Raw genomic sequence first — 24,927 nt, forward strand, 5'->3', positions numbered from 1 at the left:
GGTTCTATAAAGATTATATACTCATTTGTTGATTTTGTATACCTCCAATTCTATGAAAATGTCTGTAATTTCTGGATCAAATTGTGTTCCGGAATTTTTCTTTATTTCTTCCAAAGCTTCTTCAAAGCTCAAAGCCTTTCTATAAGGCCTGTCATTTGTCATTGCATCAAAAGCATCTGCCACTGTTATGATGCGTGAAAATAAGGGGATTTTTTCGCCACTTAAACCTATGTAACCCTGCCCGTCAAAACGTTCATGATGATAAAGGACTGCTTCAGCAATGCTGCTGCTCATTTTTTTGCTTTTGATATACTCATACCCGTAAAAGACATGTTTTTTGACGATTTTCATTTCTTCTCCATTCAGTTTTTCAGGTTTATCAAGAATTTGTTGGGGAATCCACAGCTTTCCTATGTCATGCAGCTGCGCTGCCAGCAGCAGTTCCAGTAGACTGCTGTACGGCATGTTTAGGACTCTTGCAATTTTTTCACATATTTTTGAAACACGCATTTGATGCTGTCTTAGTTGTTCTTCGATACTTGTTGTGTTTGTTACTGCGGTATACAGCTTCAAACAGCTCCTCCTTTCTTTTAAAGGGTTTTTATATGAAAAAGAGGCAGGTATTATCCTGCCTCTCAGCTTATTTACTGCGCTTTCCCTTGCTTAGACTTTCTTAAATGCATCAGCAATTATTTCTTCTACTGCCCAGCCGTATTTTTGGTAAATATCTTCATTTTTCTTTCTCCATTCAGGCGATAGCCGAACAGAATGAACTTCATCTGAGTCTGTACAGCATGTTATTGAACATCTTGTATTAATTTTTTCACTTATCACCCTGCAGTGATAAACTCTGTACCAGCTCTTTTCTGGTGTGTATATTTTCTCAATATTGATTTGGAGATTTTTTAAAAGCTTTTTTGCTCTTTTCTTTGCAATGGCCTTTCCAAGATAGAAAAAAATAATTAAAACTGCCAGCAGTACCAATGGCAGCCCAAAAAACATAATTCCTGCAGTAAGATAAGCTGTGTCCCATCCTTTTACAAAGCCTGCAGTAATGTATCCTGCTAGTGTCAAAAAGTATATCCAAATATACATATCTGCCATGTAAAACCCCTTCCTTAAAAAAATAACCCGTATTACGGTGATTTTTTGATTTTAACCCTCACACATGTACATTAACTGTCTGGCATCCTTTTCACGTTTTATAGCATCTGTCATGTTCATTCTCCTTTCTAGTTTTTATTGATAAAAAAGAGAGGAAATTACTCCGCATGAAGTAACCGAAGGTTGTATTAGTTTTTGATTTGTCTTTTTGTCTGTTTCTTAAACACTGCAGCAAACCCAATTCCTTTGACATTGTCATAGCCCATATAGCTGTACCCCTGTTCCTTAGCTTTCATAACAACAGCGACAAGCTCTTTCCATGTACGGATACCCTGAACGTACATTTTATCCCCGTTTTTGTATTTCTTTAACATTTTCTCACCCTCTTTAAATCTGTTCCAATAATAAAGAGGCGGGTTATTCCGCCTCTTTGTACGCTTTTATAACACTCTCTACTATTTCCTGTCTTAACTCTCTAGTTAAAGGGAAAGCCACAAGAGAGCGCCTGCCCTCTTTGTTAACATGATCCGGAAGTGCCACAATTAACCCGTTTTTACTCTGTATCACACGAGTAACTATTGCGAAAGAATCATCAAACACTACTCTCGCAAAGCCCTTTAACCTGCCACTTTCATACTTTTTGAACGTAGTTTTTGTTACCTTCATTCAAATATCAGCTCCTTTCACTTTTTTAAGATGCTAAAATTGAAGTTAAAACAGCAGCAACAAAAATTGAAGGCGCAAAAATTACCTCTGTCCTAAAATAGGTTTTGTCCTTAATTCCTTTAAATACTCCATATGCAGTTGCCGTTATTCCAGCAATAAGAAGTAAAACCATAATATCGCTTCCAAAAAAGAAGGCTAGTGCAGTGAGTAGCTTCACATCACCTCCTCCCAATTGCCCATTTGTGATGATATATATTGTAAAAAGTATTGCAAACGCAGTAAGCATGTACACAATACTTTCTATAAACCCTACTGGATTTAAAAAAGCATTTAGAATTATTCCGTAAGTTAATATTGCAGCTGGAACCCAGTTGTCTATTTCTTTTCTTTTGCAGTCCGTCCATGCTGCATAGGCTGTCAGTACAACTACTGGAAGGCTTAGAGTAATTGAATGCATTTTGCTTCGCCTACCTTTCCAAGATTTTTTCAAGCTCTTTTATGGTAATGCAGTTAAAGTCTTTGTAGTAAAGCTTCCACTGCCTGTTTGGAGAGTTTATTACGACAAGAAAGTCTTCATCCAGTTCTTTTATTCGCCTTGCTTCACTTACAAGCCCGGATGATACTATAATCTTCTTGGTCGAGTTTTCTAAAACAGTATTAACAATTTCGTCAACTTTATTAGGTAAGTCGAAGATTATAACGTCAAAAGCAGTTCTTGCAAATCTTATAATGTTTTCTACATCCTCAGGAGTCATATCTTTTATAAAACTCAATCCGGGAGGAGCCTGCAGGATTGAAATATTTGGGCTGTATTCAATGAGATTCTTAAAAAAGCTTTCTTTTGTCCTTTCTTTTAAATACATTCCTATATGAGGAATAACAGGCAAATCCAATAAAAAGCTTAAATCAGAGCCTCCATCCTGAAAATTGAAATCTATTACAAGAATTTTTATGTTTTTATCAAACATTTCCATCAGCCTTTTAACAGTAGTAGTCCTGCCTACTCCACCTTTTACGCTCCAGACAGAAATTATTTCCTGCCTGAATACTTTTATTTTTTTGTCGTTTGTTGTGTTTTTTAAATAATCTTTAACATTAACTGCATTATCAAAAATTCCTGAAACATTAAATCCGTCATTTATTATTACGTCATATTTTTTCTGCTTTACTCTTATTAAGGCAGATTCTAAAGATAAAGCAACATCGCAGGACTCCTTATTTTTTACTGCCTCAATTGTTTTTGGATTGTTTGATATAAGAAGGTTCAAAGGCATCATCTCCTTTCTTTTCTCTTTTGTAAAAGGCATACAAAAAAGGAGTATAACGTGTTCCAACGTTATACTCCTTTTAGCTGCATGTGAATAAGCTGTTAATAAACCTGTGGATAAGTATAAAGTTATTAACATAGTCTTAATCTTTTAACTGATACTGCTGTATTATCTTTTCATAATCTGTCCAGTGTGGTGAATCCGTATATTGTACATCCTGAACTGTTTCATACGTTACTGTTGTTTCCCAGTGTGAAGTATCTTTCCAGTATCCCGGTTGGTCTACAACTGTTTTCCAGTAACCCGGCTGTACCACAACTGTTTCCCAGTGCCCCGGCTGATCTACAACCCATACCTGCTCTGTTGTGTAATATCCGGGATGCCATACTTGCTGTGTTTCCCAGTGTCCTTCTATCCAGTATCCTGTAGTCTGCCAATGGCCCGGTACGTAATAAGCGCTGGGGTCTCCTTCTGGAGTGTCAGTATAATACCAGCCACCTGGATGGTACCACATGCCGGGTACCCACCAGGTCTCATATTCCCAGTGTCCTGGCACCCAAACCGATTCTGTGCTCCAATACCCATCATGCCACACCTGACGTGTCTCCCAGTGCCCTTTTTCCGGCACCCATACCTGACGGGTTACAGGTGGTACCCACTCCTGATGTGTCTTTGGCGGAACCCACTCCTGAGACTGAACCCACACTGTTTTTGGTACCGCTACCTGCTTTGTTACTGGAACATATCCACCTTCATGCACCCATTCTCTTGTTAGGCTTTGATTTGTCGGATTGTCCTGCAAAATCGCTGCACCTGATATTCCACTGCCTTTCGCAGGAATATAATTAGCCCAGTTCGGACTCTGAATGCTTGAGTCAGGTACAGGTGGAGGATTTGCATCTGCAAAAGCTGCTGCAGGGAATAAAAGCAGGAAAACAATCATTGCTACTGCAGTTGTCCTTTTCAAAAAAGCTCACCTCCTTACAAAAAGGTAGCACTCTGCAGGATGTTAATATCTTACAACAGCGATTATTTTGTCATCTTTTACAAGCATTCTTACAACATCACCTGCTTTAAAATCATCAGGATTGTATTTTTTAATACTTTTCAAGTCTTCAATGGTTTGCTCCGTTGTGTTTGGTGTTGCAGAATAAAATTTACCGTTGCTCAATGTAATTCCGTCATTGCCTGCTTCTTTTACAGTATCTATTATTTCAGTTCCTTCTTTTTCTTTTGTTTCTTTGTGGCCCGTATAAACTACAAGATATTTTTTATCGCCTGCTGAGATAACGTACGCTTTATTTCCTTTTTTAATATCTGAAGAATTACCTACTGCAACAACTACATCACTAAGATTTACTTTTTGGCTGCCTACTGTTACTTCACTGCCTTTTACCTCTTTTATTTCCTGCAACTTTTGTGTCTCAATCTTTTTTGTCTGTCCGCAGCCTATTAGACTCAAAGCCAGAACTGTTATTAAAGCATAAATTACGTATTTTTTCATTTTATCATCACCCTTCCTTTCTATTTATTTATTTTTCTAAGCGCTGCTCTTCCTTCTATAGAAAACACTACATAGTTATTTCCCGGCTGGGCATCCCGCAGTTCATAATGCGACGTGTCAACCCACTGAAGAGAAGAATAGTTAAGAGGCATATTCTTTGGAGCAATCATCCCGACATCCTGCCAGTCCTGCCCATCTTGAGAAAGCTGCCACGTTTCATCAGTGTGAAGAATCACGTTCCCGTTTGAATCTGCTATTGAAGCTATAAATGCACCGGGATTGTCTTTTCTACTGCTTGTTGTAAAAGAAAAACTGGCAGCAGGTTGTCCCTGATATAGATTTTGCACGTATGCTTTCACTTCATGAGTACCTGCTGGCAGAAAAATACTTGTAGAATAACCTGTTCGCCAGTTGTTACCACTTAGAACCTGTTTACCATCAACGTACAAGGTAAAAACGTCATCCGCAGTGGCAGTTATAGTTACTGTTTGAGGTTTAGAAAGGGTAAAGCTCTGCTTAAACCAGTAAGCACCAACATTTTCAACACCCCAGATCCATTTTGCGTTACTGTCTTTCCAGTTTTGTATTACTCCCCAGGGACCCGTTCCGTATACATTAACCGACTGATTGTAGCCTGTTTGAGGTAAATAGTTGTTTGTGTAGTACCCTGACCTTACTAAAACCTGCCTTTTTCCCGGCAAAACAGGCTCTTTGTACTTTGTTACCACGTCTCCTGTAATTACTAAATATTTACCTTCAAGATGTGCAGAGGCATTCTGAAGTGTGTAGCCTTTTGATTTAAAAAATTCTACAGCTTTGTTTGCTGCTGCCTGAAGCAGGTTAACATCTATTTGTCCTGTTGTATTTAAATTTTGAGACTGGTACTGATATATTTCCCAGGCTGCTTTATTTGCTGCCTCGTCTGCAATTGTGTACAAATAGCTTCGTTCTAAAATAAGGCGGGTAGTATTGGTCTGGTACATATAAAGCATCAATGCTATTACGAAAACAAGGAAGAAAAATACAAGCATTCCATTGCCTCTTTTATCTTTTAAAAAACTCTTCATGGTCTTTCCTCCCATATTTGAGTGCTTGAACCATAAACTGTTTTGGCCTGAAGTGCAGAGAAAAACTGCGGTACAGGGAATGAAACCTGAACTGTTACCGGATCTCCGGGATTGTTAGGTGTCTGCACCATGGTAACCTGAACCTTGCTTTTCCATCCCAGAATAAACCCGTTTGCAAAGTTTTGGGCAGCCTGCACTGCTGTTGCATAGGGAGTAGGACTTCTTGCTGCTGACCTGGCTGCTTCAAATGCTGCCTCATTTACAGCAAGCTGCAAAACTCCAAGGACAACGAGCTGGATGGCCATTGCAAATAAAAGCATAAGAACTGGTATTAAAGAGGCAGCTGCAACGTATTCAGAAATTCCTCTTCTGTCTTTTAAAAGCCTTTTAGCCTGCACAAGCAAAATTTATCACCTCCTGATAAAAATAGAGTGGGAAAGAATACCCCCACCCTATCCTTTGTTTTACTTCCCGGATGCAACGCTCTGGAACAAGGACGACATGCTGCTTAATGTGTTGTTCCAGAGGTTGGATATTGTGGTTCTTGCATTAGGTATTACAAGCACTGCTATTCCTGCTACGAGTGCTAAGAGTGATGCAACTGCGACGTACTCGTTTAATCCCTTTCTGTCTTTCTTTAAATTTGTTAATACTGTCATCACTTTCCTATAAATGTTGAATGTGGGTTCATTGTACATATAAAAACACCTCCTTAAAAATGGCGTTCAATAAAAAAAAGGCATACCTTTTTGAAAGGTATACCTTTAATGAGTTCCAAATATATTTGAAAAGCTTACTATAAACGGGAAAATTACAAATACAATAAGAGGAATGAAAAAACCTATAAGCACCGGAATTGCTATTACATTGTCAAGCACGGATGCTTTTGCTGTCTTTTCGTTTATTCTGTCTTCTTCAATGTCTCTCAAAAGTTCATCAAGCTGCTCTGCAAGCCCCTGAGACGTTTCTGAAGTCTTTATGAGTATTTTTACGGCACGCTGAAAATACTTATTCAGGCTTTTTTCTGCTGCTTCTTCAAGGCTTAAAGAAAGAGGTATGCCGGCATCGGCTTTGTGCAGTGCTTCCTGTATTATTTCTTTCATGTACCCCTTTTTATTCTCTACAATGTACCTCATTATGTTCTCCACAGGCATTCCTACAGAAAGGCCTGATATAAACGTTTCAAGAATGGCAGGAAGTTCATTGTCTGCCATAAGCCTTTTTTTATACTTGCTTACAGTGTCCTTATAGCTTAAGTACATTATAACAGGAATGCCAAGCGCAAGAACTAAAAAAGGCTTCATCAAAACAGGAACAAAAATAAAAGAGAACAAAAGAAGAATTAATGAAAAGCCGAGAACAAGCGAAAAAGTAGAAAGCAGCTCAGCAGCAGAAGTAACTTTCATAAAAAGCACATTAATCTGTCCTACGGCTTTTATTTCTCTGTCTATTCTTGTAAACACGTCTTCTCCGGTTATTTTTTTGATTGTGTTTTCCTTAAAAATTTTCATTTTCCGCACCTTCCTTTAAATGGAACTTATTTGTTTATCAATTGCTCTAAACACAAAAACTGTAGTTACTACATAGCTTATGATTATATAAAGCAGTACCAGTTTTCCTGCTGTAGTAGTAAATGCTTCTGCGTACATTGGACCCGATGTGTAGGTTGAAAGCATTAAAAGAATTGTAATTGCAATTATCATTATTACAGTGCTTTTTGTGCTTTTCATAAATGAGCTTATTTTATTATTCTGCCTTATTCTTTCTTTTATCTTGGCAGACATTTTCTGACATATATCTGCCGTATTTGCCTTCATCTGCCCTGCAAATACCATTGAGTCCACCCATGCCTCCACAAGAGGGCTTCCAGATTCTTTTGCAAAATCTTTCAGTGCTTCATAAAGGCTTATCCCTGCATCAACCTTAGCTACAATCTTTTTGATCTCGTCTTTCAGGGGATTTTCTGTAGTGTCTATCACCTTTTCCAGAGCGTTTACGATGTTTCCGGATATTTTTAGGTAGTCTGCTATGTCCTGAACTGCTTCAGCAAATTGCAGATTAAATTTAACGTATCTTTTCTGGGCAATTTTTTCAAGGACAAGCGGTACGGATACAAAAATCAAGGCAGGAGCTAAAAATGCCCAGAAAACTTCATTTTTGATAATGAAGAGAGCAAATATAAATGTGTTTAGAACAGACAAAAACAAAATGAGATTTTCAGCATCAACTTTTTTTATTCCTGTTCTTTTAAGAAGAATGTCAAAGTTTTTCAGCACTTTCCCAAAACCTAAGACTTCTAAAGTGTTAAATTTTCTTTCCTTTGGTGCTATGAGCTGCCTCTCCATTCTTCTTATTATTTCCTGTTTTTTATACTCTTTCAGCAGGTACAAAAACATTATGATGGAAAAAGCACTCAAAGCAGTTATCAGTGAAAACAGCAGTATCAATTTAAGCACCCCGCTTCCAGCTGATTTAATTTATTTTCCTGAACAGAAAAAGAAGGTTTAGGTAGTTTTAAATTTTCTCTGTAAATTTCCAAAATATCATTTTTTATTATTTTTCTGTACGCAAGATAGATCTGGTACTCTTTTTGAGATTTAAAAATTTCATAGGACATTCTCATCTGCTGTTTAAAAGCTTCTTCTATATTTTGTCTAATTTCTAGAATTGCCTCTTTAACTTCTTCTATGTTGTCATATCCATAGTTTTCTCCATAATTTTTTGCGACTCTTCCCATTATTCTGCCAATACTTTTAAGAAGCTGTCTTGAAAGTTTTATCTGCCTTACGTAAGCTTTTGCTATGTCTGTTTGAAGGGCATTCATGTCATAGAGGTACTCTAAAAGTTTTGCTCCTAATACTGCAACTGCCTGCCAGTACCACTGCTCATTTTTAAAGGATTTAGCAAATTCATCAGCTATTTCTTTTTTCTTCACAAATGTTTCATCTGTCAGAAGGCCTTTTGCATAGTGAACAAAGTAGCTGAAATATCTTGCCTGCCAGATGCCATTCTCAAAGTGTTCAGGATGTTCAATCTTATACCTCGTGAGTATCCCTGCTCTTACTTCTTTCCCCTTAGTATTGTCGTTTATCCAGCTTATCAACCTCTGTTTGGAGGCAAAGGATTCATCTGTACTGTCATCCATGAGTTCTGAGTAGTGTATTCTCGAATACTGCTCTGCCATAAAAACTTCAAATGCAATGTTGTATCTTTTAAGTATTTCTTCCCTTATTTTTGCCTCATAAAATAACTCCGGTTCTTTATAAATCACTGCCGGAGTATGTTGTGTACTCAACTTCTATCACCTCATCTTTTCTTACTCTCCATTTTGAAAGCTTTCTTATGCCTTCTTCTAGAGTTCTTATTGCTCTTTCTAAAAGCATTTGTGTATTCTTCTCATTAACGGGATTTCTCTTTTCTAAAAGCACTTCTACGGCTGCAATCCTACCTGCTACTTCCTGAGAAAGATTTGAGAGAGCATGTGTGAGCTCAAAGCCCCATTTTTCTTCTTCAAATGATCTTTCATATTCACGTGAGAGCTCTATAAATTTGTCTCTTTCTTTTTTCAGTGTTTTATTCATTTCTTCAAGCTTTTTCAAGCCTTCCAAATACTCTTGATTTTTCTTTTCTAGTTCTTCTTTTTCTTTTAATACCTGATTAAGTTTTTCAGTAATGTGATTTGACTGCTCTGTTATTGCTTTTAAGGCCTCTTTCAGCTGTCTGTAGTCATCCGGCTCTTTCTCTATAATTTTGGGTTTTATGTTTTTAAGCTTTTCTTCAAGCTCTCTTTTGGAGTGTTCTAATTTCTCTTTTTCTTTTTTAAGCCATTCTACAGTTTCCTGCAGGCTGTAAGATGTTCTTTTATACTCTTCCAGCTGCTTTTTTACCTCATGTACTTCATTTCTTTTGAGCTCTGCTATTGACTCTCCCAGCACGTCGAAAAGTTCTTTCTGCTGTTCAGGTTCAAGGTATGCAAGCTGTTCTCCAGCAGATGACGACAGTTTGCCCTGTTCTACTAAAATTTGAAGTTCAGGAATTAAATCGTTTAGTTTTTTAATACCACGCAGCTGCCTTTCTTTTAATCCTACTATTTCAGCAAGCTCTTTTTGGGAAATAATGGTTTGTAATTCGGCAACTGTTGCCGAATTATCATCCATAATTTGTAATTGGTTTTGTGGCTTACCTACTTTTATTCCATATATTCTTTCAAGTTCTAGAATACATCTTGCCAGTTTCATAGGATTTAGATTCCCTATACCTCTCTGCCTCAGGTTTGTTTCAATCAAATCTTTTAACATCCAGTCTTCTTTTGTAAGTCCATCTCTGTCCTCATAGGTTCGCACTTCGCATGGCACTTCTTTTAAACCTAGTTCTTTTGCAGCTTTTAGTCTCTGATTCCCTGAAATAACTACATAGTCCTGTGTCACTATGAGAGGCACTATTATCCCACTAGTCCTTATGCTTTCTACAAATTCCTGCCAGCGATCTCCTTCTATGTCATCAAAAAATTCTTTGTTGCGGGGATGCTCTTTTAATAGTTCAATTTTTATCATTCCCATAAAATGCACGCTCCTTTAAAAATTTTCTTTTATTTTAAATGCTGAAGTTTTAATAAAAGCTCTAAAGCCCTTTTAAGACCCGAATAGTAGCCGGACCAGTAGTTGACTGCTGACTGCAATTCCGCCTGCGCTCTTGTTTCAAATGCCCACTTAATTTCTCTGTCAAGGGCATCCAGTACTTTTTGAAAAGTAATCTCAGACATATCTTTGCATTCCCCTTTCCTGCAAACTGGTGAAAATGTTAATTTGCATAAAAAAAGAGGCAGTTAACCTGCCTCAAAGAAAAAGAAAGATTTCTGTTATATAACAAGCTGCAAAAAGAAAATAAAATACCAAAAAATATAGAATATGCTTTGTATTATCAAATACATTTTATTATATCCGGAATAATTCCAAAATTTTATAGTCCATACTACAGGCATATATAGTACAAGCACAGTGATAAATATCTGTACTGTATTGATAACAACATTAAAAAACGGAATATTTCTGTTAAAAAGTAAAAAATAACCGATTCCTGATATAAATGAGGGGAAACCAACCCAAAAGCATAAAGATAATATCGCAAGATATTTAACACTCAGACTTATGTAACTGACTTTTAAGGGATACAAAAACAAAAGAAGGATTTCGGCAATTTTCATAGAAAAAATAAAATGACAAATAATGAATACAGGAATCAAAAATCCCAAGCCATAAAGCGTCAAAAATATATCAGCTCTACAATTTTCTAATAAAGAAAGGGGATTTTTAAAATGCCTTTTAAAAATTTTATAACTTTTTACGCAATTGGTATTATTCTTTGCATCTTTCTTCTTGTAATTTTCTCGCAAAATGTAATTGCTAATATTATTCTGTTTTCTTTGATTGCTACTATTCCCACTTACGTTTTTATTAAAATTAACAAAAAAAGCTCTTATTTTATCCTTGTTAATAAAGGAAACCATACATACCACCTTCAAAAAACAACCAAATCTATAATATTGTTTTCCCAAAATACTCCTACTGATGCCCTTAAAATACTTTCTGACGACTTTTTTATAGCTTTGACAAATGCATTAAAAAAGGTAAACCCAGGTGACAAAATAATTGTAAAAACTCATCTTTTTACTGAGAATATGCTGAAGAGGTGGCCAGAACATATTCCCAGGCCGGATAAAATAGATTCTTATAACCCATCTTTTATTATTTTGTGTACAGTTATTTTTGCAGCTTTCATAAGTAACTTAGTCCGAAGTAATTATTATAAAATACGTATAAAAAGTTCTATTAGAAAAATTGTTTGTCATAAATGGTACTGTCTTACATGGATTAAACAGTAAGAAGAATATTTTTGCCTTATTAAAATTTTGATGTTTATTCATAGTTTGCATAAAAAAAAGAGGCAGTTGCCTGCCTCAAAAGAAAAAAGAAAGTCTTTATTTACCTGCTGCAATGTTTGAAAACATGGATGACATAGCGCTGAGCGTGTTATTCCACAAGTTGGATATTGTGGTTCTTGCATTAGGTATTGCAAGCACTGCTATCCCTGCTACAAGTGCTAAGAGTGATGCTACTGCGACGTACTCATTTAATCCCCTCTTGTCTTTCTTTAATCCTGCCAGCGCTGCCATTACTTTTTTGTAAATGTTAAATGTGAGTGCATTGTACATGTAAAAACACCTCCTGTAAAATTTGACTTCAATAAAAAAGGGACATACCTTTGAAGTATGCCCCTTCACCACTTAATGTATTTATAATCGAGAATGTAATTTCCTTTTTCATCAATACCTCTGAGCTCTGCAACCTCTTTTACTGCACGTCCTATTACATCACCTTTTTCATCTTCTTCAAGACCTATAAACACGAGCACATCAATTGCTTTTGCAATAAGCCTTCTTATTGTTCTGTCATCTATATTTTTAAATTCCTTTATGAGCATTTCGAGTTTATCCAGAGCCATTTCAACATTGTCAGCATGTATGGTTGTAAAAGAGCCTTTGTGTCCTGAGTTAAGGACATTTATAAAGGTATATGCTGATATTGGTGTTCTTATCTCTGTCAGTATGATTCTGTCCGGATTTGCCCTTAAACAGTCATAAAGTATGTCTTCATATGTTATTGCTTTTGCTCCTTCTTTTTCTTCCCTTGTTTTCAGGTAAAAAACGTAAGGAAGAGGCAGTTCCATTTCTCTTGTGTCTTCAAGCACTGCTACTATGTGTTTGGGCTGGATGTAATACGTAAGAGCATTTACAAATGTTGTTTTGCCCGCTCCCGTTTCGCCTATAACCACAATGTTTCTTCTGTTCCTGACACACATCTTGAAATACTCTGATAGAGTGCCATTAAAGTTTTCTTCTTCTTTTGTGCGCTTTTTTACCATTTCTATTGTACCTATGCTGTCATTCAATCCCCGCAGTCCATATATAAGCTCATCAAGATTTTTATTCAAGCTTGTGTGTTTTCGTATGATTATATAGGGTTCCAGAGCTTCTGGCGGAATTATTACTTTTACACGGGAGCCGTCATAAAGCTCAGCGTCTTTTGACGGCTCTGCATAGGAAATGTTCTGCCCGGAGTTTGCTATTATTCTTTCGTATATTACTCTGACTTCTTCCATGCTTGCAAAGCCTCTTTCGTCATCGTACTTTACTCCGTTTTTTACATACATAAGTCTTGTCCCAAAGCTTATTATATCCGTTACTCCGTCCATTTTAAGGTACTTTTCAAAAGGCCCAAGCATGTACATTTTATTGTATACTTCTTCGGTAACAGTATAGAGATTATCAAGGTAGTGTGGAAAGTTCTGCTCAAGATATTTCTTTACTTCCAGCCTCAGCAGTCCTTTTAAATCGCCTGCATTCTGTATCTGATAGTTTAACATCTGAGGCCTTACTGCATTCACTATTAAGTCTATATCTATTTTTCGTGCAGTGTTTATCAGCTTGGAGCGCTCTGAAAGGCTCATAAATCATCACCGCCTTTACTGCAAAAGATTTTGAAGTTCCATAAGTACTTTCTTCCTCTTTTCTTCTTTTTCTTTGTATTCTTCAATCGTCTTTTGAAGTTCTTTTATTTCTTCTTCTTTCTGTCTTATTATCTCTTCCTGCATTGAAATTCTTCTTTCATATATTTCTTTGTTTCTGGCAAGTATATTTTTAATTTCATTAAGAATTGCATCAATTTCACTTTCTGATTCCTGCTTCTGCGAAATTTCAAAAACTTCCGGCTGATTTTGTTCCGGTACTGCAGATTCTCTTTCTAATTCCGCTTTTTCTTCTTCAAACATATCTCTGCCTCCTTCAGCATTAATTAAACTATCAATTATCTCTCCGGGATCTATAGGACTTCTATATATGTCCTTAATCCCGATTTCTTTAGCAGTTTCCACAAGGCTGTAGTCTGAATCTCCTGCAAGAAGGATTATCTTTTTCCCTGCAGAAATTAAGCTTCTGATGTAATCTTTGTTTGAAATATATGAAATTATCGCTGCATCGCATCCTGCAAGGCTGTCCGCTGTTTCAAATTTTGTTTTAAAAATGTCATCAAGCTCTTTATAACCGGTGTTGACATAAACTTTCATATGATAAAGCTCACCTCTCCCTTCAAGTATTCTTTCTTGCCCTTTCTTTACTTCTTCAGCAGTTTCCGGTTCATGATTTTCTTCTGTAAAAACTGTTACGGGCACATTTCCAACAGCAGGTGATAATTCGGCTTCTTCCGGAATCTCTCCGGTATTTGAAAGTTCAGCAGGAATTTGCTCTGCCTGCTTTTTCCTGAAAAATAAAAAGCCTCTTTTTTCTTCATGAAAGATATTTGGATACAAAACATTTAAAATATTTTCAGCATGTTTCAGCATTTTGGGATTTTCAAAACTGCCCAAATTCTTAATGTATGGAATTCTGTAAATAACCGGAAGTTTAAGCTCTGTTATGTTTACATATTTTAACTCCTTTGTTTTTAGTTTGTTTACTATCATCTTTACCTTGCTTAAGTCGATAAAGCCGTTTGCTCTTGCCCAGTCGATATTCCCTACTGCACGGCTGCTGACAGAAACATCATCTTCTACGATAAAAAGTATGTCTTTTGACATGTCAAAAATATCGATACAGCCTTCCACAAATGCAGGCTGTATGTCTACTATGACAAGCTCGTACCGACTATTCAGTTCCTCCATCATTTTTCTTAATTTGTCAGGCTTTATCATTTCATAGGCATCAGGATACCCTCCGACTATTACGTCAAAATTCTGCTTTAATGGCCTCTGCACTGCCCAGTCAATATTTCCATTGACAGCTTCAAGAATATTTTTCTTGCGGTCTAAATCCAGTATTGAGACAAAATCACCGGGTGAAAAGTCAAATTCAATTGTGCATGTTTTTAATTTTTTACTTGCTGTTTTTGAAAGGGCAAGAGCTATGGTTGTTTTGCCGACACCCCCTTTAGGGGAGAAGATTGAAATTATCATTTTTACATCACTCCTTGAAAATTTTGAAACTGTTTGACTTGACATAAGGGGCTATCAGTGAAGCTTTGTCGGGAGTTGTTTCAAGTACCGCAATTGTGCTTACAGTACCGTTAACCGCTGACGTTGTTTGCTCTATTGAGTAAACCTTCAGCCCGCTTACTGTCTGATTTGCACCTCCAGCAATATTTGATAAAAGTACAAGACTTATTGTGTCTCCGACGGAAATAAGCTTTGCGTCTTCATAAGGAACGTTTATGCTTATTAAAACATCGCCTGGAGCTACTTCAAGTCCCTTCTGCATAACTATGCTGTGCGGTATGAAATCGCCTTTCACACGTGAAGTATTAAGGCTTTTGCCTACAATCTCCTGAGGATTCTTCACTAGATCTGCTGCAAGGCTTGCAGGAATGCTTTTTGTGGTAAGCATGTCCTGAGTTATTACTGTGCCTGCGTTTATCGGTTTTGCTGCTGCAACAACATTTACTGTCCCCTGAACACTGTTAAGTATTAAAAAAGCTGCAAGAAATACAAACACAGCAGTAATAATGCCTATTTTGATTATCTTGCTCAATTTCCTTCACCTTCCCATTCCTTTATTTTTTTGTGATAAAAATCAAGCTTCTTTTGGTTTAAAAGATAAAGCTCAATCCCGTCTTTTACTTCATCAAAAGGTTTAATTATCTGCTCTGTAGTTTTTAAAATTATATACCCTTCATTGTTTACGGGTATTGGTTCATAAATTGTATCTGGCTTTAAAGATACTCCAAAAAATTTCTGGCTTACAGGGATCTCTCCCATAAAGCCTCCGTTTCCGCTTATTCTGTCTATTGAATACTGCTCAAAAAGCTTGCTGAAGTCTTCTCCACTTTTAAGCTTTTGATATACCATGTCTGCCGTATCTTTGTCTCTAACTGATATTTCATACACTTTTACTGTGGTATAGTAGTCTTTGTGTGTTTCATAAAATTGTTCTACTTCTTCGGGATTTACTGTAATGTCTTTTGTGTATTTGTTGAAGAGCTTATCTGATAAAAGAATATCTTTCAGGTCCTCTTTTGTAAGCTTTGTTTTGTCCTTAATGTTCTGCCATGCTTTGTTCAGCTCTTCGTCAGTTACCGCTATTCCTTCTTTCTGTGCCTCATATTCAACTGCTTTTTTGGCTTTTAGGTTTTCTAAAGCTGTTTTTGTCAGTTCTTCATCACTCATTTTTGCAAAATCATTTTTTAAAAACGCTTTTTCTCTTTCTAGTTCAGCCTGTGTTATTGGTATTCCATGAACACTTGCTATCTGCTTTGAACCGCACCCTGACAGGATTGAAAGTGCAAATACAGGCAGTATGAGCAGTAAAACTATTTTCTTCAACTGTTTTACACCTCCTCTTCTTCGTTACAGTCTTGATATTCCGGCCCGCTGTAGAGTTCATCTTGAATAGTTTCCATTCTGTCTTCAAGATAGTCACATGTTACATCAAGATCATCTACTCTTTCATTCAGCTTTTCTATGCTGTCTGCAACTGCCTCTAAAAAGTCAAAAAATTTTTTAAAAATCTCTCTTTCCTCACCGGAAAGCTGAGAGGCAGCTGTAAAACCTCTCAGAAATGCCAGCTCTTCTTTTAGAGTCATTGTATTTTCACCTCACTTTTTAAAAATCATGTAAAAAAAACAGGTGTTAAACCTGTTCAATTCTACAATGCTATCTTTTTCAGTTCATCATCAGGAATGTTTTCTTCACATTTGAGAAGTTCTAACACTTTTTCTGCTATTTCTTTTGGTGTGAGCTCAAGGTTATTTTCACGTCCAAGTACGTACACCGCCTTTTCCGAATAGGTGGTTATTAAAAACAGCGCTACTGCCTTCTGGAGTTCTTTTGTTTCTGCCTGACCCTGTTTTACTTTAATTACTGCAATCTGCCTTTCCAGCAGCAAATCTATGCTCTGCATGATGCTGTCCGGATTGTTTTTTAATTCCTGCTTTAATTTGGAATTTTTGCTCATGCTGTTAATATTTTCAATAACACTGTTTGCAAATTCAAATTTGTTAAGAAAGATTATGTCGTCGCTCTCTGCCAGTACATTTTTTACAATTTTAGACAATGCCGGTATGAGATTTGGTGGCAGAGGGACATAATTTCTGTACCGGTATTCGGCAAATCTTAAGGCTGCCTGGTACTCCAAATTTGCTTCTTTTTCAAGCAGGCTGCTGAGTTCTGTTACCTGTTTTTTTACAGCTTGTAAAGAAAACAATTTTAATCCTCCTTTCTTTTAAAAAATACTACTTTACCGCTTTTGGCTTTTTGCTCTGCGCTTTGATAAAGTTTTTCAAGTTTATCAATAAAGATTATTAAAGTAGTCGAAAAGTCGTTGTATTTGTAGTCAGGTAGTTTCTCTATGTCCATAAGCTCCAATATGCCTGTTGCAGTTGCAATAACTTTTTTGATTTCTTCAATAAGCTTATCAGCAAGCTCACACTGCTTTTTTGCCTCAATTCCGTACTGCTGCTTAAGCTGCTCCAGTTCATATTTTATGTTTTTAATTTCTGCTTCTGCTCTTGCTTTTTCTTCTAATGCCTGTCTTTTTTCTTCAAGAGCTTTTCTGCGCAGTTCATCAAGTCTGTTTTTTTCCTGCTCAAGTTCATTAAGACGCTTTGTTAACTGCTCTGACTGCTCCTTAATTGTTTTTAAGGTGCTTTTTAATTCTTGATAGTCATCAGGTTCTTTTTCAATTATTTCAGGCTTTATTTCAGCAATTTTCTTTTCAAGCTCTTTTTTTATTTCTTCTGCTTCTTTTTTCTGCTTCTCAAGTGCTGTGATTTTGTTCTGCATGTCTATATACTGCTTTCTGTACTCTTCCATTTGCTTTCTTAAGCTCTCTATTTCACTTCTTTTAAGTTCAGCTATAGTTTCTCCAAGAATGTTAAAAAGTTCTTTTTGCTGCTCAGGTTCAAGATAGGCAAGCTGCTCTCCAGCTGATGATGATAGTTTGCCCTGTTCGACTAAAGATTGAAGTTCCGGAATTAAATCGTTTAGTTTTTTAATTCCACGCAACTGTCTTTCTTTTAATCCTACTACTTCGGCAAGATCTTTTTGGGAAATTCTAGGAGATGCTTCGGCAACCGTTGCCGATCCACTTCCTAAATATTGGTTATTTCCTTTTTTGATACCGTATATTCTTTCCAGCTCCAAAATACATCTTGCCAGCTTCATAGGATTCAAGTTTCCTATACCTCTCTGCCTTAAATTTGTCTCAATTAAATCTTTCAGCATCCAGTCTTCTTTTGATAGTCCATCTTTATCTTCATAAGTTCTTACTTCACATGGTACTTCTTTTAAGCCGATTTCTTTTGCTGCCTTTAATCTCTGGTTTCCTGAAATAACTATATAGTCCTGTGTTATTATAAGAGGTACTATTATCCCGCTCGTTTTTATGCTTTCAACAAATTCCTGCCAGCGCTCACCTTGTATGTCGTCAAAAAACTCTTTATTTCGAGGATGTTCTTTTAAAAGGTTGATGTCTACCATTTGCATATAAATTCCTCCTTACACAGTATTCTTCTAAAATAAAATAAACAGGAAAGAATCCTGTTGTAACTCATCTAACACAAAATATTTCCAATAGTTTAATTTTTTTAGAAGTGTTTCCGATTAATATATACATAGAAAATCAAAAGAAGGTGAGATTATGAACCAACAATGTTCAAAAGTAAATACCTTTACAATTTTACGTGATTACAAACTATGGAAGAAAAATTACAACTTTAGTGCTTCATCTTTTACTTCTTTACACCAAAAGTTTTACATCAAAACTATGTATTTGCTGTTTATATTTTCTTTGCTAATTTTTATCCTTGAGCTTGCGGCCGTTAAATGCGAAAGCAGTATTCCTCTTATAGTGTTGCTTATACTAAATGTTTCTTTACTTGCGTTTTATCGTTGGTTCAAAAAGTTCAATATTTATTCCAAAGAAAATGATAAAAAAATAATAAAAAATCAAGTCGATAAAGTAGCTTTCAGCATAAAAAATAAACATAAAAAATATAAAAAACTTTCCGAAATGATGTTCAAAAGTAAAATCTACAAAAAATCATTGGAACTTAAGCTCCATGATTATTCTTATGTCAATTACATAAACTTGCTCTTAGGTTTTTTAGGAGGATTATTTTTAAAATCTAACGATACAAATTTTACACTTTTTCTAATAATCTTCTTCTTTGCAATTATTACGGTAATATATTTTTACATAGAAATATTCCTATATTCAATTACATATGAAATTGAAATGCATGAGTACAAAATTTCATATATAGAATATTTATTAACTTTTCTGTAATAAACTATCAAATTAACGAGGACTTATTGTAATTTTTCTGCCATTTACAGAAATATCTACATAAAACAACTTACTAAGCCATATATTAGATACCAATATTGTGTCATTTTTTATAACTATCTCATCCAGCAGGTTATACTCTCTCTTATTTATTAGAACTTTTTTGTTTTTAGCATCTATTGCGATTATTCTGCTGTGTTGAATATCATAAATAACCAGAAGAAAATTCTCAGGATCGCTGTAAATTTTGTCTTGAGATATACCCGATGCCATTGCCACAAAATCTGCAGGAAGATAAAGTTTGTTATAAATGATGACGGGTGCAGTTTTGAGCTCTACCGTAACATGTTGTGACCCTTTAACAGGAAGTTCTCCTAGTTCAGCTCTGGTTAAGCCTATCCAGGCATAACTTGGAGGTTGATATAGAAAAGGATATGCTGTAAGAGCAAAAATAAAAGTAAAAAACAGTATCGTTCTTAATTCAGGAGCGTCTTTAAAAATATTTTTTATGTTTTTGATTAAAATTTTGAGTTTAAACATGAAAAACACCCTCTGTTTTTTAATTTTTCCTAAAATAAGCAAAACAGTTTTTTACAAAAAGAGCAGGAACGCTTATATAAGCATCCCTGCTCTTCTCTTAAAACGTAATTGTCTCTGTTTGTATATTCGTCTGCTGCCAGTTTGGATTAGACGTCTTAAAGCCTGGATTACTGTGGTCTTGATTGTCCTGGAAGAACGTTGCATTAAAGCCGTTTACAGGTATGTGAACATATACACAGAAGTACTTATCAGTTCCATTGAGGTACAGTTTAAAATACAATGTTGAGTCTTCCTGCCCTGCTTTCCTGTACATGAACCTGAACGTTGCTTCCTGATTTGCTAAGTCTATGTTCTGCATAACCGGATACTCTGTTTCCCAGTTGTCGTCTTCCAAAAGGTAGTTTGTGTATCTGTGTATGTTGTGAAAAGCCACAACTTTTGTTACATATGCTGGCGTCCTGAACTCCCTTGGCCCTGTCGGGGTGTCTATAATTGAACCTATTTCTACGTTCTTCCACTTAATTGTTATATCCATGTACGCAGGATAACCTTTTTCATCTGTATGCCATTTTGTAAATACAAAATTGGGTGTCTTGTTTATTGTTATGGTTGCATGTACACAATCAGCAGTAGCCTGCCTTACCGGAGGTGTATTATTGGAAGCTGCTGTACTGCTGCCGGAAGGCTGTGTGCTTACTGCAGGCGGATTGTTGTTTTGTGCCGGAGGTGTTGGAGATGTTCCATCAGGATTGTCACCAGGTATTCTGAATGTTGCTATACCTGAATGTGTTGCGTAGTTTAAAACTTCATTTACAAAATCTTGGTAGTTAGTGAATTGATCAAGGAAAATAGCTGCATCTCCTGGACTTTTAAAAGCGTCTGAACCAAAGTAATTAGCCAACTGCTCATAGTATTTTTTTAATGTTACCATTACAGGAGCGTTTTTGTCTAAAGTTCCTACTACCTTATCCGGCACATTGATACCATGTTCTTCTAAAATTGCAGCTATTGCTTCATCTATTGCCGGATCCCCTGTTATAACCTTCCCTGTTCTGGGCTTCCAGTCCCAGTTGTTTGCGTACTGAGCTGTCTTTTTGGTAAACTGCAAAATAAATACCCCTGTCTTTTCATCATACATGAAACCTGCCTGCTTTAAGTAGTCAATCTGATCTTGAGTTAAACTTTTGTACGGCACTACATACGCTCCATCGCCTGCCCAGCCTCCCTGAAATTCTACCCCGTTTACAAGCATTTCTGAACCATCCGGTTTTACTATTCTTACTGTGCGCATGTCACCTATTATGGCTGCATTGCCTAACATTGTGGAGTTGTCCGCATTAGTTCGACTACCTCCATTTTGTCCGCCGCTTCCACTGCTGTTATATCCGCTGTAGGTGCTTCCGCTGTAGTTAAAAAATCCGCCTGTTGCATTTATTGCATCTAAAAGAGCCTGCTTCGTGTTGCTGTCATTTAAGAGAGATGTTGCAACAACTCTGTCACCCATGCGCACAGCATCAACTGTAGATACCTGACCGTTTGATACTGCTATCAGAGAGTTGGAAGTGCCGTTATAGTAGTAGTTGGTACCGTTCACCGAATAGCCCGGAGATACTGAAATTGTATCTCTCTGCCCGGTATCGGTTGTAATTGATGCACTTAGTTTTCCACCGCTTGAAGCTACCTTCTCCGGTGGTATAAGATGACCGTTATCTGTCATTATTCCTGTTGTTACATATTTTGTTCCATCCGGATTGGTAACCTCTATCTGATTGCCTCCCAGCCAGTGCACTTTTGTACCGTCATCCATTACATAGTCAGCGTACACCGGCACAACACAGGAAAGCAGGAAAATAATTAAAACTGCTGCTGCAATTTTCTTCAAAAAAGCTCACCTCCCATAAAAAACTTTTTATTAAATAAAAAAAGGATAGGTTTTTGTTACCTATCCCCTTCTTGCCAATTTTTATTTAATTTAACAATTTTTCTATTTCTTCTTTGGGAAGTTTAGTTATTTCTGCAATTTCGTCGATATCCATTCCTTCTTTTAATAAATTCTTAGCTATAGCTAGTTTTGCTTCTTTCTCTCCTTCTTTTCTCCCTTCTTCTATCAACCTTCTAAAAGTTGCTGACTTCTCTAAATTTAACATCTTTATCACCACTTTAATTTAACAGCTTCTTTATCTCATCAATAGAAAGCCCTGTAACTTTAGCTACTTTAGCAATGTCCATACCTTCTTTTAAAAGCTCTTTCGCTATTGTTATTTTAGCTTCTTTTTCCCCTTCTTTTCTCCCTTCTTCTATCCCTTCTTTTCTTCCTTCTTCTATCAACCTTCTAAAAGTTGCTGACTTCTCTAAATTTAGCATTTTTATCACCTCCGCAAACGTCTTATCAATAATTTCCTCTTCATACACCAGCTCTGCAAGTATTCTGGCTCTTGCAGCCACTTCTCTCTTTCTTTCCTGTTCCAGAGGAATCTTTTTTATCATCTCTACGCATTCTTTCAGATAAAGTTCTTTTTCTTTTTTTCTCCTTTCTTTGTCCATCAAAGGAAGCAGCGTGAACAGTTCATAATAGTTAGTTTGTGTTATCTCATTAAATTTTATTTCCCCCACATCTATTATCTTGTACCTGTACTTCAAAAAATTTTCCTCTCCAAAGTCAAAATTCACTCCATCGGCCATATTTAAGTTGTTTTCACCTATGTACACAACAACCTGATAGGGAACTAATTCATGTTTCTCCATTATTTCAACAGCGTACCTTAACATTCTGTAAGGCATTTCTCTGTCATTATCTGACTGGAATTCTATATGTACGGCAATGGTGTTTCCCTCTTTTGTAATACACTTAAAGATCATATCGCTTTCTCTCATTTCAACCCTTGGAAACTCCACGTTAAGTTCCTCTATTTTAGTGTGCTGTATCCCCAAAAAATAGCTTAATATATCGTCTGTTAAATCAGAAAACATATCTTTTAACGTTATATCGTATTTTCCCACAATTTCTCCCTCCATTATCTCTTACCACAATTATACCACACTTAAAAAGAAAGGGACAGACATTTTTAAAGCCTGTCCCTTATTGTGTCTATCCACTCTAAATCCCATTTCTGCGTTACAGGGTTGTATACACCATCGTATGCTGCGAGTTTCCATTTTCCACCCTGTTTGACAAGTAATGCATGAGCATAAACTGTTCCCCATGTTCCGGGATCATTAGGTCTGTCAGTTTTTTGAGTTACAGAATAATATACACTTGCAATATTACCCATTGTTGATATTTTTATGACTTTATATGAATCAGGTTTTATCCAGATGGCACCTAAAGGATATACATAAGTTCCATCTGAGAGATTACCGCCTCTTAACAAAATACTGTCTACTACGCCGTATTCGTTTCTATTTCCAAAAGCTCCGCCAATAGTGGGTCCTTTATGTCCGTCTGTGTCCCATACGCCCATTTTGGTTCCTTTGTAGAAGTACTTATCCATGTTCGGTAAAAAGCCGTCTTTTGTAACAAGCCCACCATATTCGTTATAATGTATACCGTCTTTTATAACCGTTGGCTCTGTCCATGGATATAAATTATATTCTGTTACGTAATCTTGGGCTTCCTGCTGGTACTCCTGCAGTGCCTGTGCAAAAATTGGATTTGGTTTAGGTCCTACATCGGCATACGTCCCATCAGGCAGTTTATAAAAATTTGTTGGTATCCATGCCTGTGAAAGCTTTGCAAAAGCCTGCTCCGCATGTGATATTACATTTATTGCTTCCTGCTCTGTCAGGTCGCTTGGTAAAAGCCTCATAAGCCTCATAAGCATTACAACCGCTTCTGCTCTGTTTGCATATGCGTTTGGCCTGAACGTGCCGTCATCATAACCTCTCAGTATTTTCAATCCTACTGCGTTGGAAATTGCTGCTGAATACGGATCATTATTTGAATAATCTTTGAAATTCAACGGCACGTTTGCTAAAGGTATTTGATATGATACTGCTGCATTTGAAAGCCATATTGCTATTTCTTTCCTTGTTATGTTTCCGTTCGGATTAAAAGTACCATTGTAATAATCCAGAGGGATTATATTTTTATTTACAAGCTGCATTATGGGTTTATAGTACCATGCATCACTTTTTACATCTTTAAACGGATTCTGAGGCGCTGTTTGATCAAGTCCCAGTGCCCTTGAAAGCATTGCTGCAAATTCTGCTCTTGTTAATGTATTTTCAGGCATTAACGGACCTAATACTTTACAAACAACTTTACCTGTCATTTGGTAATCTCTTATTGCAGTTGGAGGATCTGCAGGATAGCCTCTCACTATTTCTGCTGCTACGGCTAGCTCTAAATCGGGCATTGCCCAGTAAAAAGGCCCGTCAGGCTCTGTGTACTTGTAAAAATCAAGCACCCCGTAAAAGTCTGCTGCAAGTGCAGGCACTGAAGCTCCTAGTATAAGAGCTAAAACCAGCATAAAAGATAAAAATTTTTTCATTTAAAATAACACCTCCACTAGAAATTTTATCACATTTTTCTCAAAAAAGTAACCTTATTACAGCATCTTCAAGCTCAACAAGAGCTTCATTTATGTCATCTTTTGTTACTTTCTGCCCCAGAAGTTTCATTATGCCCTTTATTTGATTTAAGGCAGCCTCTTCTTTTGTTCTGTCAGATTCTGCTGCTGAAGTTACAGCAGGTTCTTTTACAGCTTCTCCAGAAAAGCTTACCTTTTCTTTTAAGCCGAGAAAATACTGCTGCACATCTGAAAATTTTGCAGGATTTTTTACGGCATTTACAACTTTTTCAGGGGTTACCGGATCAAATACAATATCGTATATGCCGAGGGCCAGCGCATAACCAAGATGTTTGTTGTTTTCTTTCTCTCCTGCAAGAAGTATTACTCTTTTATCTTTCTGCCTCAAAGCAAAGAGGAAGTCCTTGAAAGGAAGTTTTATGTCTTCATGAGGCGCCAGAATAACCGTATCGTACAAATTCCTGCTCTTTTCTTCCAAAAGGTAGTCTGCATAAAAGACTATCTCTGATTCTATTCCGTTTTCTTTTAATTTGTGTTTTAGCAGTTCATCAAGTTTTTCTATACCTGTGCATATGAACACCATTTTTGAACACTCCCGCAGACGGCTTTAAAAGGCTTTTAAAGCTTTTTTAGAGTGTAATAACATATTAAATTATGCTTTGAGGAAATAACTTTGATTGTAGGGCTTTTAAAGGCTTGTGGTTTTTATACAGCTCTGTTGTATGTGAATCTTTTCTCCATTTCTTTTCTGTTTTCTACAAGTTTATCTACTATTTCTTTAGAGTACCCCAGTCCTGCCATTTCGGATATAACAAGAGCTTTTATCAGGAGCTTTTCCTTCTTACCGGAGGGTTCAAGCTGTTTTATTCTTTCAAGCAGTTTATAGAAAAAAGCAGCTTCTATGTCATCCATTTTAACC

General features: G+C 36.5%; 33 protein-coding genes. 1 reads left to right on the forward strand and 32 read right to left on the reverse strand.

Annotated features, from left to right (window positions below):
* Window positions 1-21: 21 nt before the first annotated feature.
* From TTE_RS09845 to TTE_RS13335, 25 genes are all read right to left on the reverse strand, one after another.
* Window positions 22-573, reverse strand: coding sequence for an HD-GYP domain-containing protein (locus TTE_RS09845; RefSeq protein WP_011026167.1), 552 nt, complete (start codon window positions 571-573; stop codon window positions 22-24).
* 90 nt (window positions 574-663) lie between these two features.
* On the reverse strand, window positions 664-1,104 hold the full coding sequence (locus TTE_RS09850; RefSeq protein ID WP_011026168.1) for a hypothetical protein: 441 nt from the start codon (window positions 1,102-1,104) through the stop codon (window positions 664-666).
* Between the two features lie 188 nt (window positions 1,105-1,292).
* Window positions 1,293-1,478: a hypothetical protein gene (locus TTE_RS09855; protein WP_011026169.1), complete on the reverse strand. Its 186-nt coding sequence runs from the start codon at window positions 1,476-1,478 to the stop codon at window positions 1,293-1,295.
* Between the two features lie 43 nt (window positions 1,479-1,521).
* Entirely contained in the window at window positions 1,522-1,770 is a 249-nt protein-coding gene (locus tag TTE_RS09860) for a SpoVG family protein (RefSeq protein ID WP_011026170.1), read from the reverse strand.
* Between the two features lie 25 nt (window positions 1,771-1,795).
* The gene (locus TTE_RS13325; protein ID WP_011026171.1) at window positions 1,796-2,227 is read right to left on the reverse strand and encodes a prepilin peptidase; all 432 of its coding nucleotides are present in this window, start codon (window positions 2,225-2,227) and stop codon (window positions 1,796-1,798) included.
* Window positions 2,228-2,237: 10 nt separating this feature from the next.
* Window positions 2,238-3,044 carry an AAA family ATPase gene (locus tag TTE_RS09870; RefSeq protein WP_041587348.1) on the reverse strand — a complete coding sequence of 269 codons (807 nt, stop codon included), beginning with the start codon at window positions 3,042-3,044 and terminating at the stop codon, window positions 2,238-2,240.
* Between the two features lie 136 nt (window positions 3,045-3,180).
* The gene (locus TTE_RS09875; RefSeq protein ID WP_011026173.1) at window positions 3,181-4,005 is read right to left on the reverse strand and encodes a YXWGXW repeat-containing protein; all 825 of its coding nucleotides are present in this window, start codon (window positions 4,003-4,005) and stop codon (window positions 3,181-3,183) included.
* Between the two features lie 42 nt (window positions 4,006-4,047).
* Window positions 4,048-4,542: a hypothetical protein gene (locus TTE_RS09880; RefSeq protein WP_011026174.1), complete on the reverse strand. Its 495-nt coding sequence runs from the start codon at window positions 4,540-4,542 to the stop codon at window positions 4,048-4,050.
* Between the two features lie 20 nt (window positions 4,543-4,562).
* Window positions 4,563-5,609 (reverse strand): hypothetical protein, encoded by a 1,047-nt coding sequence (locus TTE_RS09885; protein WP_041587196.1) that lies wholly within the window; start codon window positions 5,607-5,609, stop codon window positions 4,563-4,565.
* The gene (locus tag TTE_RS09890) at window positions 5,606-6,013 is read right to left on the reverse strand and encodes a hypothetical protein (RefSeq protein ID WP_011026176.1); all 408 of its coding nucleotides are present in this window, start codon (window positions 6,011-6,013) and stop codon (window positions 5,606-5,608) included. The genes TTE_RS09885 and TTE_RS09890 overlap by 4 nt, the downstream gene beginning before the upstream one ends.
* A gap of 60 nt (window positions 6,014-6,073) precedes the next feature.
* Complete coding sequence (locus tag TTE_RS09895) at window positions 6,074-6,307, reverse strand: hypothetical protein (protein ID WP_041587197.1); 234 nt, start codon at window positions 6,305-6,307, stop codon at window positions 6,074-6,076.
* A 66-nt stretch (window positions 6,308-6,373) separates the two neighbouring features.
* A complete protein-coding gene (locus TTE_RS09900; RefSeq protein ID WP_011026178.1) occupies window positions 6,374-7,120 on the reverse strand; it encodes a type II secretion system F family protein in 747 nt (248 codons plus the stop codon).
* A 15-nt stretch (window positions 7,121-7,135) separates the two neighbouring features.
* On the reverse strand, window positions 7,136-8,056 hold the full coding sequence (locus TTE_RS09905) for a type II secretion system F family protein (protein ID WP_157858520.1): 921 nt from the start codon (window positions 8,054-8,056) through the stop codon (window positions 7,136-7,138).
* The gene (locus TTE_RS09910; protein ID WP_011026180.1) at window positions 8,053-8,904 is read right to left on the reverse strand and encodes a hypothetical protein; all 852 of its coding nucleotides are present in this window, start codon (window positions 8,902-8,904) and stop codon (window positions 8,053-8,055) included. The genes TTE_RS09905 and TTE_RS09910 overlap by 4 nt, the downstream gene beginning before the upstream one ends.
* Window positions 8,870-10,168, reverse strand: a complete 1,299-nt coding sequence (locus tag TTE_RS09915; RefSeq protein WP_011026181.1) for a ParB N-terminal domain-containing protein — start codon at window positions 10,166-10,168, stop codon at window positions 8,870-8,872. The genes TTE_RS09910 and TTE_RS09915 overlap by 35 nt, the downstream gene beginning before the upstream one ends.
* A 29-nt stretch (window positions 10,169-10,197) precedes the next feature.
* Window positions 10,198-10,371, reverse strand: a complete 174-nt coding sequence (locus TTE_RS13945; RefSeq protein ID WP_011026182.1) for a hypothetical protein — start codon at window positions 10,369-10,371, stop codon at window positions 10,198-10,200.
* Window positions 10,372-10,467: 96 nt separating this feature from the next.
* Window positions 10,468-11,115 carry a hypothetical protein gene (locus TTE_RS13950; protein WP_074665258.1) on the reverse strand — a complete coding sequence of 216 codons (648 nt, stop codon included), beginning with the start codon at window positions 11,113-11,115 and terminating at the stop codon, window positions 10,468-10,470.
* A gap of 471 nt (window positions 11,116-11,586) precedes the next feature.
* Window positions 11,587-11,820: a hypothetical protein gene (locus TTE_RS09925; protein ID WP_011026185.1), complete on the reverse strand. Its 234-nt coding sequence runs from the start codon at window positions 11,818-11,820 to the stop codon at window positions 11,587-11,589.
* A gap of 65 nt (window positions 11,821-11,885) precedes the next feature.
* Entirely contained in the window at window positions 11,886-13,115 is a 1,230-nt protein-coding gene (locus tag TTE_RS09930) for a CpaF family protein (protein WP_011026186.1), read from the reverse strand.
* 15 nt (window positions 13,116-13,130) lie between these two features.
* Window positions 13,131-14,615, reverse strand: a complete 1,485-nt coding sequence (locus TTE_RS13330) for an AAA family ATPase (protein WP_011026187.1) — start codon at window positions 14,613-14,615, stop codon at window positions 13,131-13,133.
* A 7-nt stretch (window positions 14,616-14,622) separates the two neighbouring features.
* Window positions 14,623-15,186, reverse strand: coding sequence for an SAF domain-containing protein (locus tag TTE_RS09940; RefSeq protein ID WP_011026188.1), 564 nt, complete (start codon window positions 15,184-15,186; stop codon window positions 14,623-14,625).
* Window positions 15,183-15,977 carry a SurA N-terminal domain-containing protein gene (locus TTE_RS09945; protein ID WP_011026189.1) on the reverse strand — a complete coding sequence of 265 codons (795 nt, stop codon included), beginning with the start codon at window positions 15,975-15,977 and terminating at the stop codon, window positions 15,183-15,185. The genes TTE_RS09940 and TTE_RS09945 overlap by 4 nt, the downstream gene beginning before the upstream one ends.
* A gap of 5 nt (window positions 15,978-15,982) precedes the next feature.
* The gene (locus tag TTE_RS09950; protein ID WP_011026190.1) at window positions 15,983-16,237 is read right to left on the reverse strand and encodes a hypothetical protein; all 255 of its coding nucleotides are present in this window, start codon (window positions 16,235-16,237) and stop codon (window positions 15,983-15,985) included.
* Between the two features lie 62 nt (window positions 16,238-16,299).
* Entirely contained in the window at window positions 16,300-16,857 is a 558-nt protein-coding gene (locus TTE_RS09955; RefSeq protein WP_011026191.1) for a hypothetical protein, read from the reverse strand.
* 2 nt (window positions 16,858-16,859) lie between these two features.
* Complete coding sequence (locus tag TTE_RS13335) at window positions 16,860-18,137, reverse strand: ParB/RepB/Spo0J family partition protein (RefSeq protein WP_011026192.1); 1,278 nt, start codon at window positions 18,135-18,137, stop codon at window positions 16,860-16,862.
* A 154-nt stretch (window positions 18,138-18,291) separates the two neighbouring features.
* Here TTE_RS13335 and TTE_RS09965 point away from each other — a divergent pair, with 154 nt between their 5' ends.
* The gene (locus TTE_RS09965; RefSeq protein ID WP_011026193.1) at window positions 18,292-18,939 is read left to right on the forward strand and encodes a hypothetical protein; all 648 of its coding nucleotides are present in this window, start codon (window positions 18,292-18,294) and stop codon (window positions 18,937-18,939) included.
* A gap of 12 nt (window positions 18,940-18,951) precedes the next feature.
* On the opposite strand, the gene TTE_RS09970 is transcribed toward TTE_RS09965, so the two are convergent.
* The 7 genes from TTE_RS09970 to TTE_RS10000 form a co-directional block, all read right to left on the reverse strand.
* On the reverse strand, window positions 18,952-19,479 hold the full coding sequence (locus TTE_RS09970; protein WP_011026194.1) for a stalk domain-containing protein: 528 nt from the start codon (window positions 19,477-19,479) through the stop codon (window positions 18,952-18,954).
* A gap of 97 nt (window positions 19,480-19,576) precedes the next feature.
* On the reverse strand, window positions 19,577-21,304 hold the full coding sequence (locus TTE_RS09975) for a hypothetical protein (RefSeq protein WP_157858521.1): 1,728 nt from the start codon (window positions 21,302-21,304) through the stop codon (window positions 19,577-19,579).
* A gap of 142 nt (window positions 21,305-21,446) precedes the next feature.
* Window positions 21,447-21,626: a hypothetical protein gene (locus TTE_RS09980; RefSeq protein WP_102008947.1), complete on the reverse strand. Its 180-nt coding sequence runs from the start codon at window positions 21,624-21,626 to the stop codon at window positions 21,447-21,449.
* A 13-nt stretch (window positions 21,627-21,639) separates the two neighbouring features.
* Window positions 21,640-22,482: an Rpn family recombination-promoting nuclease/putative transposase gene (locus TTE_RS09985; RefSeq protein ID WP_193328922.1), complete on the reverse strand. Its 843-nt coding sequence runs from the start codon at window positions 22,480-22,482 to the stop codon at window positions 21,640-21,642.
* Window positions 22,483-22,544: 62 nt separating this feature from the next.
* Complete coding sequence (locus tag TTE_RS09990) at window positions 22,545-23,969, reverse strand: S-layer homology domain-containing protein (protein WP_011026198.1); 1,425 nt, start codon at window positions 23,967-23,969, stop codon at window positions 22,545-22,547.
* 40 nt (window positions 23,970-24,009) lie between these two features.
* Window positions 24,010-24,591 (reverse strand): hypothetical protein, encoded by a 582-nt coding sequence (locus tag TTE_RS09995; RefSeq protein ID WP_011026199.1) that lies wholly within the window; start codon window positions 24,589-24,591, stop codon window positions 24,010-24,012.
* A gap of 122 nt (window positions 24,592-24,713) precedes the next feature.
* Entirely contained in the window at window positions 24,714-24,920 is a 207-nt protein-coding gene (locus TTE_RS10000) for a hypothetical protein (protein WP_011026200.1), read from the reverse strand.
* Window positions 24,921-24,927: the final 7 nt, after the last annotated feature.

Origin of the sequence: Caldanaerobacter subterraneus subsp. tengcongensis MB4 (assembly GCF_000007085.1) — a bacterium.
GTDB lineage: Bacteria > Bacillota > Thermoanaerobacteria > Thermoanaerobacterales > Thermoanaerobacteraceae > Thermoanaerobacter > Thermoanaerobacter subterraneus.

Coding starts and splice junctions, on each gene's coding strand:
- TTE_RS09965 (WP_011026193.1), top strand. CDS start 18,292: ATGAACCAACAATGTTCAAAAGTAAATACCTTTACAATTTTACGTGAT.
- TTE_RS09915 (WP_011026181.1), bottom strand. CDS start 10,168: ATGGGAATGATAAAAATTGAACTATTAAAAGAGCATCCCCGCAACAAA.
- TTE_RS09990 (WP_011026198.1), bottom strand. CDS start 23,969: ATGAAAAAATTTTTATCTTTTATGCTGGTTTTAGCTCTTATACTAGGA.
- TTE_RS09995 (WP_011026199.1), bottom strand. CDS start 24,591: ATGGTGTTCATATGCACAGGTATAGAAAAACTTGATGAACTGCTAAAA.
- TTE_RS09930 (WP_011026186.1), bottom strand. CDS start 13,115: ATGAGCCTTTCAGAGCGCTCCAAGCTGATAAACACTGCACGAAAAATA.
- TTE_RS09850 (WP_011026168.1), bottom strand. CDS start 1,104: ATGGCAGATATGTATATTTGGATATACTTTTTGACACTAGCAGGATAC.
- TTE_RS10000 (WP_011026200.1), bottom strand. CDS start 24,920: ATGGATGACATAGAAGCTGCTTTTTTCTATAAACTGCTTGAAAGAATA.
- TTE_RS09885 (WP_041587196.1), bottom strand. CDS start 5,609: ATGAAGAGTTTTTTAAAAGATAAAAGAGGCAATGGAATGCTTGTATTT.
- TTE_RS09925 (WP_011026185.1), bottom strand. CDS start 11,820: ATGTACAATGCACTCACATTTAACATTTACAAAAAAGTAATGGCAGCG.
- TTE_RS13945 (WP_011026182.1), bottom strand. CDS start 10,371: ATGTCTGAGATTACTTTTCAAAAAGTACTGGATGCCCTTGACAGAGAA.
- TTE_RS09970 (WP_011026194.1), bottom strand. CDS start 19,479: ATGTTTAAACTCAAAATTTTAATCAAAAACATAAAAAATATTTTTAAA.
- TTE_RS13335 (WP_011026192.1), bottom strand. CDS start 18,137: ATGCAAATGGTAGACATCAACCTTTTAAAAGAACATCCTCGAAATAAA.
- TTE_RS09900 (WP_011026178.1), bottom strand. CDS start 7,120: ATGAAAATTTTTAAGGAAAACACAATCAAAAAAATAACCGGAGAAGAC.
- TTE_RS13330 (WP_011026187.1), bottom strand. CDS start 14,615: ATGATAATTTCAATCTTCTCCCCTAAAGGGGGTGTCGGCAAAACAACC.
- TTE_RS09860 (WP_011026170.1), bottom strand. CDS start 1,770: ATGAAGGTAACAAAAACTACGTTCAAAAAGTATGAAAGTGGCAGGTTA.
- TTE_RS09870 (WP_041587348.1), bottom strand. CDS start 3,044: ATGCCTTTGAACCTTCTTATATCAAACAATCCAAAAACAATTGAGGCA.
- TTE_RS09950 (WP_011026190.1), bottom strand. CDS start 16,237: ATGACTCTAAAAGAAGAGCTGGCATTTCTGAGAGGTTTTACAGCTGCC.
- TTE_RS13950 (WP_074665258.1), bottom strand. CDS start 11,115: ATGGTTTCCTTTATTAACAAGGATAAAATAAGAGCTTTTTTTGTTAAT.
- TTE_RS13325 (WP_011026171.1), bottom strand. CDS start 2,227: ATGCATTCAATTACTCTAAGCCTTCCAGTAGTTGTACTGACAGCCTAT.
- TTE_RS09880 (WP_011026174.1), bottom strand. CDS start 4,542: ATGAAAAAATACGTAATTTATGCTTTAATAACAGTTCTGGCTTTGAGT.
- TTE_RS09895 (WP_041587197.1), bottom strand. CDS start 6,307: ATGTACAATGAACCCACATTCAACATTTATAGGAAAGTGATGACAGTA.
- TTE_RS09855 (WP_011026169.1), bottom strand. CDS start 1,478: ATGTTAAAGAAATACAAAAACGGGGATAAAATGTACGTTCAGGGTATC.
- TTE_RS09980 (WP_102008947.1), bottom strand. CDS start 21,626: ATGTTAAATTTAGAGAAGTCAGCAACTTTTAGAAGGTTGATAGAAGAA.